A 13,389-nucleotide genomic window follows, 5' to 3' on the forward strand; every position below is an offset into this window, starting at 1 on the left:
GTGTTATAATTTATTTTTTTAGTTGTCATATGGAACTCCCAAATTACACTCATCCACCTGTTTGTAATATTGTTACATGGTCGTTTCATCTGTTAATGGATTTGTATCTTTTATATTTTAAGAATTGATCTTAAATTATTTTTTTCTCAAAGCTTGCAAAGCTATTGAACCAAAGGTTCTACTACTAATTTATCATCTACATCTCTTAATCTTACGTCTTGGCCATTTGATTTGAATTCCTCTTTACTGGTATGTTTAATCACCATTTTGGCAACAGGAATAGAGATTAATTGCAGCAGTGCAATAATCAGTAAAGAATACTTAAGAGCGAACACCTCCGAAACGTAGTGTGTAAGCAACAAAAACATTACTAATCCGAAAACCCGTCCAACAAAAAGTCCAAATTCATGATTAAAAATGTAAGCAAATTCATTTCGTTTCTCCTTTCGGGAAAGCACATCAATCACTCTCATCTGAATCGGAAAATAGGCAATATCGTGCAGGGGTCTGAATAATACCATCGCCAGCATAAACACCATTGCACCTGTTGCCGAAAACATAATTGCATTGGCCATTGTGCCTGCAACAAAAATGAGCAAACCCACTGCAAATATATAAATGCGGTGTTCCGGTTTGGAAAATCGTCCCAGCAGATACAATACTATTGCCGTAACAATTCCGCTTATAGCCTGAATGGTTCCCAAAGATCCTTCATCACCTATTAAATACATGATCAGAATAGCCGGTGCTGTCACCAAATATCCTTGTGCAAGTCCTTTTAGTCCGGCTAAAAATAACATTTTGTGCCATAATCGGTCGAAGTGGAAATGCAGAAATTTCTTTTGCTTCGGATTTTTAAATTTTTCCCTGTGGATTACAATGGATGAAATAATCGTTAGAATGAATACGCAAAGCGTAATAACCTGATAAGCTCTGTGTTCACCAAACCAACCCAATGTTTTTGACGATATAATAAACCATCCAACAATTAAAGGAATTATTATTGATGTTATTGTAAAAAAGAAGGTTTCCAAACCGTAATAGTAATTCCGGTTTTTATCATTTGTAGTATCCAAAGCCAAAAAATCACGGTTGGCCCAGAAAAACCCAAAAGATGCACCCATTATTAATCCGGAAAAAACAACTCCTGCAAAATTAAGATGATCAAGCGTCATCATAAACAACATGGAGATACCACTTAAAAGCATTCCAAAACTATATAGATTGGCTATTTTGATCTTTTTCAAGAGAAAACCATTAATAAAAAAGGTAAGCGGTATTCCGGTATAAATAGCCAGCTGATAATAGGCTACCAATGTAAAATCGTTATTGGTGAAACGCATGATATAGGCGCTTACAAAAATATCGACCACCGGAAGCACGAAGGCATAAATCATGTTGGTAATCAACAAAACCCTCATATCTCGTGGGTTACTTAGGAAAAAATAATACTCTGAGAGTGCTTTTTTCAATATTTTGGTAATAGCAGCCATAAATTAATAGTTTAACGATTGTAAAATTTCACTGATAGAGAATTCGGCCCCACAAATCACTTCATCCGAAGCTCCGTAATAAATTGTAATCGTATCGCCGCTAACGATATGCCCATTGGTAAAAACCACATTGCCAAAAAATCCGGTTTTCTCATATTCCATAATGGGTTCCATAATGGGCTCCTCGCTTCGGGCAAGTAGTATCGAGGGATCATTTAAATCCAATAGTAATGCACCCAAACAATACCTGTGTTCTTTTGTTGCTCCGTGGTATATTTCCAGCCAGCCCTTTTCAGTTCTAATTGGCGATGCTCCTGCTCCGAGCCGGGCACTGTCCCATTTTCCGGCGCGTGTTTTTGCCAGCAATTGATGATTCCCCCAATGAATACGATCAGGCGATTCAGCAATCCAAATGTAATTCCCGCCCAATTCGGGACTACTCGGACGGTGAAGTGCATAATATTTACCGTTAATCTGTTCTTCGAAAATGGCACAATCCTTATTGTGTGGCGGGAAGATCATTCCGCAACGATCAAACTGTTTCCAATCCTTAGTCTGAATATATCCAACTCCAACCCCATGGGCAGAAACCTTTGTATAAGTCAAATGATATCCATCATCCATGGTTGCAACCCTGCAATCTTCTATTCCGAAAGTTTCCTGAGAACCAACTCCCATAATTGGAGCGTAACCTTCAGTCTCCGCGAAATTAATCTGGTCGTCACTGCAAACCAACCGAAGATGTGAAAGAGTGGTTAGGTAATACTCCCCTTTATAAATCACGATCCTGGGATCGGACAAATCCAGATCGGCATCGTTTTCGTCGAAGCATAAAATTTCGACGACTCCCTCTTTATTATAAACAGGAAAACTAATTTTACCCTCTACCTGCTGAGGTCGTTCTGCAACCCGAAGCAATAACCAGGTTTTATTGTTGCAGCGAAACACACCCGGGTTTAACAAGCATTCAATTTCCATTCCTACCATACTTGGCAGGATGTTTTTTGGTGAGAGTAAAGGGTTTTGCTCAAATCTCTTTGCGATATCCATAGTTCTATTCTTTTTCTACTGCAAAGAACGACCATTTCTCAATACATGTAGTTAACTATACTGCCACTTCTGTGTGTTATAACCTTAAAGTAAGCACATTGGAAGCATACCACACAGAATTGAAGCTATTGTGTACACACTATTGCCGGTTAGAAGCTTTTGCCAACAATTTAATTTCTGAAAAACAGATTATTAATGCCATCCGGGGAAAACGTAGATGAGTAATTGTATGGCAATTTGTAATTAAGCCAACTGATATCTTAGACTTCGGACAATTGAGACCAGAGTCCCTGAAACAGAAATCAAAACGATTTACAATAAACTTTGCTTTCTAAATTCAGCAGGTGATTTGTGAACAACCTGCTGAAAGGTATAGCTAAAGGCAGAAAGACTATTGTAACCACTCTTGTAAGCAATCTCACTTATTGAAAGATCTGTTTGAAGCAATTGCTCCATACTTTTAATGATTCTGACAAGCTTCACATATTGCAGAAATGAGATATCCATATTTTTCTGAAACAAACGGGATAATGTTCTGGAACTGCAGCCAAATTTTTCGGCAACATGATCCAGATTCAAAGGCTGATCGATATTCTGGTGGATGTATTTAAACACTCTCCTTAAATTTTCGTTTTTAGTAGTTGGAAGCACTACAGGCAAAGGAGTGGTGGATACATCTAAAACAATATTTTTTAAAGCGATCAGAAATTCATATTTAAAAACACTGTCCTTGCCAATTTCTTCCTGCCAATTTACAGTATAATAAATCATTTCCATCAACAGATTTGTTACAGGATAAATACCCTCCCGCTCCCTTACCTGATGATCTTCGGGAAATAAATTTCTTGGAAAATAAATGTTATGCACCATTTTCACCGAGGTGCGTGAAACAACGTTATGCTCTATTCCCGCAGGAATCCATAAGAAATGACGCGCAGGAAGAAAATACGACTTATCGGGCGTATTCAAAAACGCAACACCACCTTCCACATAGCACATCTGATGTTTGTTGTGACTGTGCATGGGGAGTTTTTCCTCGATTTTTGAATGCAGCACGTAAAACACATCCTCATTCCTGTTAACATCCTTAATAAAAGAATCCATTACCGACATAAACACAATTTTAAGTGGCCTAAATTATAAAACAATTGTCCAATTTTCGAAAACATGCCTAAATATTAAACGGGATATTTGCAAAATGAAATTTTTGAAAATGAATCGTAAATCAAAAAATGCAATTGCATTCATCCTCATACTACTAAGCTGCCACTGCATAACTAATGCTCAGGAGAGTGTATCGATAAGTTTGCAGGAAGCTTGGCAAAGAGCAAATACCTTTAGTAAAGAATTGCAGTTAAGAAAGATTGACACAAAAATAAGCGAAGAAAAAATTCTGGATGCAAAGAACAAATGGCTGCCTGAATTCGGTGCAGATGCGAGCTACGGCAAACTCGCCAACATTCCCATTTTTGAAAATGGAATTTTAAAAAGCCCTGAATACATTCCACTGGAAGACCATAGTGTTTATGATGCTGGGATTGAAGCCTATTTTAATTTGTACAATGGGCATAAAACTAAAATTCGGGTGAAGCAGGCAGAAACCAAGCAGGCTTTACTGCATTACCTGGAAGAAGCTGGCTTTTCGGATATCCACTACAAAGTGGCTCAAGACTATTTGGGGATACAAGCTTCGCTGGCCTTTAAAAATCTGATTGAACGAAATATCTACAAAAATAAAAAACGGCTGAATCAGATTGAAAAATTATACCAGAACGGAGTGGTTTTAAAAAGCGATTTATTAAGGTCTCAACTGCAGCTTTCCCGGCAAAAAACGAACCTTCTTAAAATAGAAAACAATCTGGAACTATCTACGCAGCAATTGAATATTCTAATTGGCTTTGACGATGATCAAGCCATTGAACCCACTGACAGTATTGCAATTGGTTCTGAATATATTAAGACCGAACTGCTGTATCAGGATTACTTAGGGCAGGCAATACAGTTATCTCCACTTGAAAAAATTGCCCGGGCTCAAATTACAATGATGCAGCTTTACGAAAAAGATGTAAAAGCTGAAAAGCTTCCTAAAATCGGTTTTTTTGGAGAATACACCTATTCGTACCCACAAATTAAATTGTATCCTTACTCAAATTCGCCCTATTTAATGGGCGTTGCAGGAATCAAAGTTTCGTACAACATCTCGGCTTTGTATCATGACAAACACAAAGAAAGGGCAGCTTCTATATCGATAAAAAAACAAGAGCTGGCGCAGAAACAGACCGAAGATCAGCTTCGCATAGATGTAAGAACAGCCTACAAAAGGTTTCACGAAAATTTAAAGGAAATAGAAACCGCAAAAATGAACATTCAACAGGCCGAAGAAAATTACAGAATTGTAAATCAAACCTATTTTAACCAATTGGCTCTGCTCACCGATTTACTGACTGCAGATACCCAGTTGCTGCAAGCCAAATTTGAATTGGTGAACAGTCAGGTTTCGGCCAAATTACATTACTATCAATTACTTAAAATAACGGGGCAACTATAATGAGCGATAAATTAAAGAAGTACGAAAAAATAGACCGTGCAGCTGTAAAAATAACCTACGGAGCAGCAGTAAGCATTTTAGCCGCCTTACTCGTTTGGGGACTGTTTTTAATGGTGAATTTTTGGAAATACGAAGAAACCAACGATGCACAGGTAAAAGAGTATATCAATCCTATTTTGAGCCGTGCCTCCGGTTACGTGCAGGAAATCAGATTTAATGATCATCAAAAAATCCAGAAAGGAGATACCTTGCTTGTTCTGGATATTGAAGAAGCCAATGTAAAGCTGCTCGAAGCCAAGGCTGCCCTAACAACTGCCAAGGCTCGTTTAAAAGTACTGCAAAGCAATGTGAAGACCTCATCAGGCAGTTCCAGTATCAGTCATGCAAAAATTAGTGCTGCTAAAGCCCAACTGTGGCAACAGCAGCAAGAGTTTGCACGTTATCAGAAACTACTGGAAGGCGAAGCTGTTACCCAACAGCAATTTGAGAATGTAAAAACAAAATTGGAAGTGGCCGAATCGAATTACCAGGCCATTCAAAACTCCTTTAGCGTATCGCAAGACAAAACTCAGGATGTTACCGCTGAAGTTGCGGTAGCTAAAGCCAATATCGAACAGAAAAAAGCAGCTCTGGAACGCATTAATCTAGAGATTAAATATGCCGTAATTACCGCACCTTCTGATGGAACCATGGGAAACAAAAGCCTTCAGCAAGGACAATACATTCAGAAAGGACAAACCATTGGTTTTATGGTGGATAAAAAACAAGGCAAATGGATTGTGGCCAATTTTGAAGAAACACAAATCGCGAAAATGAAAGAGGGACAGGAAGCCAAAATTACGATAGATGCTTTTCCGAACAAATCGTTTCATGGAAAAATAGAATCGTTCTCTCCTGCCACCGGATCCCAGTTTTCATTGCTTCCGACCGATAACGCAACCGGAAATTTCGTAAAAATTACGCAGCGGTTCCCTGTGCGCATTCAGTTCACCGATAATGATGCTTTGCTGGAAAAACTACGTGCCGGCATGAATGCTGAAGTATCAATACCCAAGAAATAGGCTATGCCAAACGAAAATAACAAACTCATTTTTAAAAGCCGGATACCTTACTGGTTGGTATTGTTTACCATTTTTATAAGCCTGATGCCCATTGCCTTGGTATTGGGAATCTATCTGAGCGGAGCATCCAGCGCAGCAAGTTACTACGGTGTTGACATTATCGATGTTAAATATTCCACGGTAGTTTACTACCTTGCCATTGCCGCTTCGTTTCCTCTCGAGGCCAAATTTTTCAACTACTTTTCGTCCAAACCCTATTTAATAGGCTGCAGCATTATCTACGCAGCAATAAACCTTATTCTATACAACAGTCATAGCTTTGCTTTGCTATTGGTGCTCCGATTTGCCGGCGGCATGCTTTCGCTGGGCTTTATTGGCATGATATTCTCGCTGGTTTTTAAGCAATTTCAGGCACAACGCAGCCGGATTTTAGGCTATGCAACCATGTATGCGGCCTTATTTTCCAGTGCTCCTCTTGCCCAATTATTAGACGCATTCATATTTACCAAATACGACTTTAACAGCATTTTTCTATTTAAAATTTATAGTGCCTTACCCGGAATTATATTGCTTTGCTACATTCTTAAAAAAGGCACAGATTTAAGGCGCGATGGAAAAATCCCCTTAAAATTAATTCGCTGGGAGAGCTTTGTTCTTTATGCATCATCCCTGTTATTGGCAGCCTATATTTTATTGTATGGGCAATATTACCATTGGTTTAACAGCATGCGGATTACGGTTTGCACAATTGTTCTGGTATTTTTTATGTGCTTGTTTTTCCTCCGGCAATTTAAACTCGAAGAACCCTATATCGATTTAAAGATTTACAAGTCGCGAAATTTTCGAATAGGCATGTTGCTGTTGGTGCTGTTTTACTTTAGCAAAGGCGACATGAATTTGCTCAATGGATTCTTTTCCAACAGTGTTCATTTAGATATGTATCACAAGGGCTATATCATGCTGATTAATGCTGCAGGTATTGCCTCAGGATCGCTTATATCTGCCCGGTTTATTTTAGCCGGACGAAAAATACGGCTGATCTGGATGACTGGTTTTGGCGCGCTGTTGGCTTATCATGTTTATATTCTTTGCATTTTAAGCAATCAGGCTGAAATCTCAGATTTACTCATTCCCCTGTTTTTACAAGGATTTGGGAATGGAACTCTGATCATCTCTATTGTGATTTTCTATGTGACTTCAGTTCCTGCCGAAATAGCTTTCTCAGCTTCGGTTACGGGAGTAGCTTTTCGCGCCGTTACTTTTACCGCCAGCATGGCCTTAACTTCCTATATGGGGCTGCACTTTCAAAAAATTCATTACCAAAGTGCAGCCCACGAAATTACTTCGCTCAATCCGTATGCAGTGCAACGCATCGGTCAGTACAAACAAGCATTACTCAATGGCGGAGCAAGTATCCCTCAGAGCAATGCCGGTGCCATTAAACTTTTGGGAAAAGCAGTCGCAAATCAAAACAATCTCTTATTTGTCAGAGATTATTATTTATACATGAGTGCCTTCATCCTGCTTATCATCATGGGAATCGCTTTAATTCCTCATTTTCAGTATCACATTAAAAAAATTGGAGCCAAACTAATCCCAATGTAAACACAACAACGGTTCAATTCTAAAATAGAAACTGCAATAGCCTAAAAATGGTTTTTTGCTCATGCTTAAATAGGTAAAGCCTGAAAAAATGATTTTTTGCCCTATACCTAAACAGGTAAAGCTTGAAAAATTGATTTTTGGGTCAATGCCTAAATGGGTAAAGCCTGAAAAATTGTTTTTTGGATCAATGCCTAAATAGGTAAAGCCTGAAAAATTGATTTTTTGCTCAATGCCTAAATAGGTAAAGCAAAAAATGATATTTCGAAAAAACTAAATGGGTAAAGCAAAAAACAAAATTCTGAATCATCACGAAATACTAACTTTTACAAAATGTGACCAATGACATTGATTAAAAAGATCAACCCGAGTAGTCGCAATATCAGCATTAGCTTCATCATTCCATTTAATTTACTGCGTTGGTTTATTTTCCAAGCGAACCAGAAATTTCAATCAAATTGATCTGTTTTGCTATCAAAAAGATCGTTTAAGCAGGATAAACGATCGGGATAGAAGCGGGATAAGTGATCGGGATAGGAACTAGATAAGATCGGGATAAATACCCCTTAAATCTCCAATATCGCTAAGTGTAACTCCTTTGAAACAAGTCTATTAAGATCAATTTCCCAAAATATTTTTCCGTTTTTTTTTTAAACACACAAACTATTATTAATCAATAACTTAAACCAAACACATTAACTAAATTTTTTATAGTTAGTAGCTTATTGGTTTTTGTGATTTGTTTTGCTCATTTATATTGCATTACTTCGCATTGCGAAAGCACTGATTATTAAACGGTTGTGTTAATAAATTTGTTTTTCCGTTTCAAGTTAGAATTAGAGAGGATTATTTTAAGATTAATATATAAACTTGTATAATTATGTCAGAATTAAGAAAAGACACATGCTTAACATGTGGTAAACAAGCACATGACTTTGCAAATGAAGAAGCTTTAAATTGTGTTCCTCCAAGAGAGATTTTAATATTTGGGGAATATGTTATTGACAAACAATATCGAGATGCTTTATTTGAAGAGTTTCCAATTTACACAACAGAGGAAGTTGTTGGTTCATATTTCGGTCATAATCCATATTTCCCAAGCCAAGATGAATGGCTTGATTCAAAAGAAGTATAGAGAAACTTTCAGCATTGAAAATCGAATAAAATCCCATAATCAATCTGTTAGACTATCTAAAAAGTAAAACTTTAAAGTAATTAATTTAGGTTGTTGTCTGTAAAAATGAAGAAATATAAGAATCTAGGCGAGTTGATTTTGGTTAGTAGACAGACTGATATTACAGTTCATTTTAATGAAAGGATATGAATGAGAAAAAAAGAAATATAATTAGGCATAAGATTTTACATTATTTGTATAATGATTTTCAATTCGAAAATGCTAGTAGAGGAATAGTATCTGAAGATTCAAAAGTTTTAATTGAAACATTACTGAATGAATTGAAAGTTGATAAAAATGAATTTTTCCAAATAATAAAAGCATTAGATTTTAATTCTGAGATATGTTTAAGTATTAACGTAAATACAATTAGACAAAATAGACTAATAAGATTAAAGGACAATGTTTTTATTACAACAAAGGGAATAGTATCATTTCAAACGGAAAAATATAAAAAAGCAAATTGGGATAAGAACAAAGAAATAATGAAAGAATTGGTTCAGATTATTATTCCAGTTATGTCTTTGATGGTTGCAGTTATAGCAGTATCTACATACAATAAATCAATGCAAAAGGAGATCGATAACCTAAAGTCTCGAATACAGATACTTGAGTATTCAAAAAATAAACCTCAGCAAGACCCCAAAAATATTTCAGAATCTTCTTTTACTTACGACAACGTGCAGGATTCATTGATTTCTGAAAAATAACCAGACTAAAAATTTAAAAAATGATACTAACTGAAGAAATACTAGAAAGAATAATTTTATTTGATGGAGAAAATGAATATACCCCAGACGACATAAGAGAAAATATATACATGCACTCACTTGTGAAAGATTTTATTCATTACACTAATAGCAAGGGCTTTAATTTTGGAATGAATAGTGATAAAAATATATATATCACAACAGACATAAGATTAAGAGATGCCAGTGTTGTTTTTAAGGGGGACAAATAAGGGTGTAATTACCTAAGGTAAATCCAGTAAGGCGCTAATAATAAGTAAATTGAAAGTTTTAGATTGGGTTCTTTTGGGACTATACCCTAAATCCTCGTTGGCTTTTCTTGCGAGGATTTGTTTTATAGGTGAAATATTTCTGAGAAGTCTTATCACTTTAATTTTGGAAATAGAGACCTACATAATTCTTTTGAAAAGGTGAAAAAACACATTTAAACTACTGTTCCAACCTAAACCTTCATAATTTTCAATTGCAATAGTTTTCTTTCAAAATAAATTAATTCCCAAGTGTATTCAGCTTGTTAAAAGTCTTTTCAATTTCTGAAATTACCGGTTTTGAGATGCCACAATCCTGAGCTATATACTTCCACTTCGAAAGAGCTTCTTTTACCTGCTCAATTATTAATTCAGGTTTCTTAATTCCAAAATGATCTGCCAATTTCAGCAAGTGCTTTTCGCCGGGATTCCTGCTCTCTCCTGCCACCATAGTATTGTGTATGCCATAAGCCGAAGTAGAGAATGTAAGATCGTAGGCAGGTGCCATTTTCCAGTTTCCTTTGCCATCCATTAAAAAGGAGAAGTTTTTACTGTGATCATCCCGGTTGTGGGCAAACACATTAAATGCAGCAAGCCGAAGAACTTTTTCATAGGCATTTACATGCTTTTCGAGTCGAAATGCACAATCCATCAAATGACCGTAATCCATTGTGCTCATTCTAAAATTATCGTGCATTAAACCACTGGCAGTATGCACATGAAGTCTACCCATTTTTGTTCTGTCGAAACGCTTGGTACCAAAGTAGGTTTGATCTGTTTTGCCATGAAACAATTGACATTCACTCATTTCTATTCCTGCTTTCAGAGCCATTTGATAGTAAGCATATTCAATTTTGGCAATTTCCTGATTATCCTGAGATGATGGGAATTTAATCAACCATTCTTCAAAACCATCCTGCATTTGATCATATCCATGAACCAGTTCGTTGTTTTGTTTATTGAAGCCTACTAAAATTTTAGGACGGGCTCCACCTGAAGATCCTCCCAAAGTGAAAAGCTCTTCTATCATCTCTGTACTCTCCCCTTTTAGAACATGCTTCATCTCCTGAGCAATTGTATCCAATTCCAATTGCTTATCAAAATCATGTTTACCTTCCTGTTGTGGCTGATAACACAAAGCTCCCAATCCGGTCTTGCCCACATAAGCCAATCGATCCAAAGGTGTTAATCCATAAATATCAATTTCCTTGGAACTTAAACTTCGATCTAAGAGCAATCTGCCCCAACCATCGGGTAATGAATCATTAAAAACTCCGTAAAGCCCTTCAAATGGTTCTTTTTCAGCATTGCTTATTTCTCCGGTAAATGGAAGTTTTAGAGGTGAAATATTTAATCCTGTCTTTAAAAACTCCTGATGATATCGAAAATAAATCTGTCTGTTATTCACAACCAGCTCTCCCACCTCATAAGTTTTCCCTTCCAACTGAAGAGAGACCAATATGTTTCTTGTCTCTTCCATTGTCTAAACTTTTGAAGTAAATAAATTCTCAATACCTGATTGATCTTCCTGAGCTTGAAACACATTTTCAAAATCTTGAAGACGATTCATTAGATGAGCCAATTTTAAAAGTGATTCCAATGAAATTTTCCCAGTGTTTTCAAAACGCTTCAGGCTTCCTAATGACACTCCTGAACGTTCAGCCATCTCAATCTGAGAAAGTTTTAAATGTTTGCGCAAAAGCTTATGGCGTTCTGCCAAGGCTCTGCTAATGTCTGATGGTGTTGTTGAGAGTGAATACATATAGTTAATATTTTAGCTAAAAATACACATTTTAAGCATAAATAGCTAATATATTAATCCATAGCTTAATTGGATGTAGAAATAAAATTGATCCATTTTTTGCCATAAAAAAATCCTTCCGAAAATATCGAAAGGATCATTTTGTACCCAGGGCCGGGATCGAACCGGCACGGGTTGCCCCACTGGTGTTTGAGACCAGCGCGTCTACCAATTCCGCCACCTGGGCATTGCTTTTGAATGCGATGCAAATATAGATGTTTGTTTCAATCCAGCAAAACAAAAGCTGTCTTTTTTTTCAAAAAAAACTCACTCCTAAGATCCTTGCAAAGCGGGCAAACATCAGATGTGCTGAGCTTCATTTAATTATCACATACAAACTCCTGCTGTTTTATTTCCTCCGGCAACAACATCGAAGAACAAAAGTGGGTTAATATTGAAAAAAGCAAATGCAATTCTCACTTTACACACAAAAACATCTTGGCAATTCACATCAGGATTCTCTATATTAGCATAAAGATTATTGATTTGTTATAATCTGTTTGCAAAACTACATTTGAGTAAACAAAATCAACACAAAACATAAACTAAAATTTTCTGACATGCCAAACTTAGCCACCAATTATCTTGGATTGGATTTAAGCAGTCCTATTATAGCTGCAAGTTCGGGTCTCACCGACTCTATTGAGAAATTAATTGAATTGGAAGTTCATGGCGCCGGAGCTATCGTTCTAAAATCCCTTTTCGAGGAAGAAATAATCATGGAAATGGATGAGAAAATACTCGCCATGACCAGTCGTCCGTATGTATATCCTGAAACTTTCGACTATATGGATGAAGATCATCAGGAAGATACAGTTCGTAAATACCTAAGACTGATAAAAGAAGCAAAAGCCGCTGTTTCGGTTCCAATTATTGCGAGCATTAACTGTGTAAGTGCTCAAAAATGGACTTATTTTGCCCGGGAAATTGAAAAAGCCGGTGCCGATGCTTTGGAAATCAACTTATTTGTTCTTCCTACGGATATGAACAGAACCGGTGATGAAAACGAGCAGATTTACTACGATGTTCTTAAAACTGTAAAAGATCAGGTTGCCTTGCCTATTGCCTTAAAAATAAGCCCGTATCATTCCAATCTGTCCAATTTAATCAAACGGCTTGATGATATGAATGTGGATGGAATTGTAATGTTCAATCGCTTTTACAGTCCTGATTTCGACATTACAGATTTAAGTGTAACCAATGGCCAAATTTTATCGGGACCAGACGATTACAAGAATTCCTTACGATGGACAGGAATCATGTCGGAACGGGTAAAATGCTCCATTGCCGGTACAACAGGAATTCACACATCCGAAAGCATTATAAAACACCTGCTTGCCGGTGCCGATGCCGTTCAATTGGCCTCTGTACTATACAAAAACGGCCCCGAATACATCGATGTTCTATCGAAAGAAATTTATGCATGGATGGAAGAACATGGATTTGAGAGCATTCGTGATTTTAAAGGCAAAATGAGTCAGTCTAAATCCAATGATCCGGCGGCTTTCGAAAGAGTACAATTCATGAAACAATTCAGAAACTTCGTGATGTAAAATATAATTTCTCAAATTATAATTATCAAAATCATCAGAACCCGAATCACAGACGATTCGGGTTTATTTTTACTCTTATTTAAACGAATCACATGACATATATCATAAGG

The 13,389-nt window shown here is 36.8% G+C and carries 12 protein-coding genes and 1 tRNA gene; 7 read left to right on the plus strand and 6 right to left on the minus strand.

Features of this window, described 5'->3' with window-relative positions; all coding sequences use genetic code 11:
• Nucleotides 1-161 precede the first annotated feature (161 nt).
• The 3 genes from ACKU4N_RS00095 to ACKU4N_RS00105 form a co-directional block, all read right to left on the minus strand.
• Nucleotides 162-1,493: an MFS transporter gene (locus tag ACKU4N_RS00095; RefSeq protein ID WP_124993425.1), complete on the minus strand. Its 1,332-nt coding sequence runs from the start codon at nucleotides 1,491-1,493 to the stop codon at nucleotides 162-164.
• A 3-nt stretch (nucleotides 1,494-1,496) separates the two neighbouring features.
• On the minus strand, nucleotides 1,497-2,543 hold the full coding sequence (locus ACKU4N_RS00100) for a glycoside hydrolase family 130 protein (RefSeq protein WP_321319509.1): 1,047 nt from the start codon (nucleotides 2,541-2,543) through the stop codon (nucleotides 1,497-1,499).
• A gap of 312 nt (nucleotides 2,544-2,855) precedes the next feature.
• Nucleotides 2,856-3,656 (minus strand): helix-turn-helix domain-containing protein, encoded by an 801-nt coding sequence (locus ACKU4N_RS00105; protein WP_321319511.1) that lies wholly within the window; start codon nucleotides 3,654-3,656, stop codon nucleotides 2,856-2,858.
• Nucleotides 3,657-3,756: 100 nt separating this feature from the next.
• Here ACKU4N_RS00105 and ACKU4N_RS00110 point away from each other — a divergent pair, with 100 nt between their 5' ends.
• From ACKU4N_RS00110 to ACKU4N_RS00135, 6 genes are all read left to right on the plus strand, one after another.
• Nucleotides 3,757-5,091 carry a TolC family protein gene (locus tag ACKU4N_RS00110; protein WP_321319513.1) on the plus strand — a complete coding sequence of 445 codons (1,335 nt, stop codon included), beginning with the start codon at nucleotides 3,757-3,759 and terminating at the stop codon, nucleotides 5,089-5,091.
• Nucleotides 5,091-6,152 carry an HlyD family secretion protein gene (locus ACKU4N_RS00115; protein WP_156194856.1) on the plus strand — a complete coding sequence of 354 codons (1,062 nt, stop codon included), beginning with the start codon at nucleotides 5,091-5,093 and terminating at the stop codon, nucleotides 6,150-6,152. Before ACKU4N_RS00110 ends, ACKU4N_RS00115 begins: the two co-directional genes overlap by 1 nt.
• A gap of 3 nt (nucleotides 6,153-6,155) precedes the next feature.
• Nucleotides 6,156-7,757, plus strand: coding sequence for an MFS transporter (locus ACKU4N_RS00120; RefSeq protein WP_321319516.1), 1,602 nt, complete (start codon nucleotides 6,156-6,158; stop codon nucleotides 7,755-7,757).
• An 877-nt stretch (nucleotides 7,758-8,634) separates the two neighbouring features.
• Entirely contained in the window at nucleotides 8,635-8,889 is a 255-nt protein-coding gene (locus ACKU4N_RS00125) for a hypothetical protein (RefSeq protein ID WP_321319518.1), read from the plus strand.
• A 185-nt stretch (nucleotides 8,890-9,074) separates the two neighbouring features.
• The gene (locus ACKU4N_RS00130; protein ID WP_321319519.1) at nucleotides 9,075-9,638 is read left to right on the plus strand and encodes a hypothetical protein; all 564 of its coding nucleotides are present in this window, start codon (nucleotides 9,075-9,077) and stop codon (nucleotides 9,636-9,638) included.
• Nucleotides 9,639-9,658: 20 nt separating this feature from the next.
• Entirely contained in the window at nucleotides 9,659-9,889 is a 231-nt protein-coding gene (locus tag ACKU4N_RS00135; protein ID WP_321319520.1) for a hypothetical protein, read from the plus strand.
• A gap of 277 nt (nucleotides 9,890-10,166) precedes the next feature.
• On the opposite strand, the gene ACKU4N_RS00140 is transcribed toward ACKU4N_RS00135, so the two are convergent.
• The 3 genes from ACKU4N_RS00140 to ACKU4N_RS00150 all read right to left on the minus strand — a co-directional run bounded on the left by ACKU4N_RS00140 (nucleotide 10,167) and on the right by ACKU4N_RS00150 (nucleotide 11,913).
• Nucleotides 10,167-11,405, minus strand: coding sequence for a type II toxin-antitoxin system HipA family toxin (locus ACKU4N_RS00140; protein WP_321319521.1), 1,239 nt, complete (start codon nucleotides 11,403-11,405; stop codon nucleotides 10,167-10,169).
• Nucleotides 11,406-11,408: 3 nt separating this feature from the next.
• Entirely contained in the window at nucleotides 11,409-11,687 is a 279-nt protein-coding gene (locus ACKU4N_RS00145) for a helix-turn-helix domain-containing protein (protein WP_156194849.1), read from the minus strand.
• A gap of 144 nt (nucleotides 11,688-11,831) precedes the next feature.
• Nucleotides 11,832-11,913, minus strand: a tRNA-Leu gene (locus ACKU4N_RS00150).
• A gap of 373 nt (nucleotides 11,914-12,286) precedes the next feature.
• On the opposite strand from ACKU4N_RS00150, the gene ACKU4N_RS00155 reads away from it, so the two are divergent.
• Nucleotides 12,287-13,279 carry a dihydroorotate dehydrogenase-like protein gene (locus ACKU4N_RS00155; RefSeq protein WP_321319524.1) on the plus strand — a complete coding sequence of 331 codons (993 nt, stop codon included), beginning with the start codon at nucleotides 12,287-12,289 and terminating at the stop codon, nucleotides 13,277-13,279.
• Nucleotides 13,280-13,389 lie beyond the last annotated feature (110 nt).

Origin of the sequence: Labilibaculum sp. (assembly GCF_963664555.1) — a bacterium.
In the GTDB taxonomy this organism is placed as follows: Bacteria; Bacteroidota; Bacteroidia; order Bacteroidales; family Marinifilaceae; genus Labilibaculum.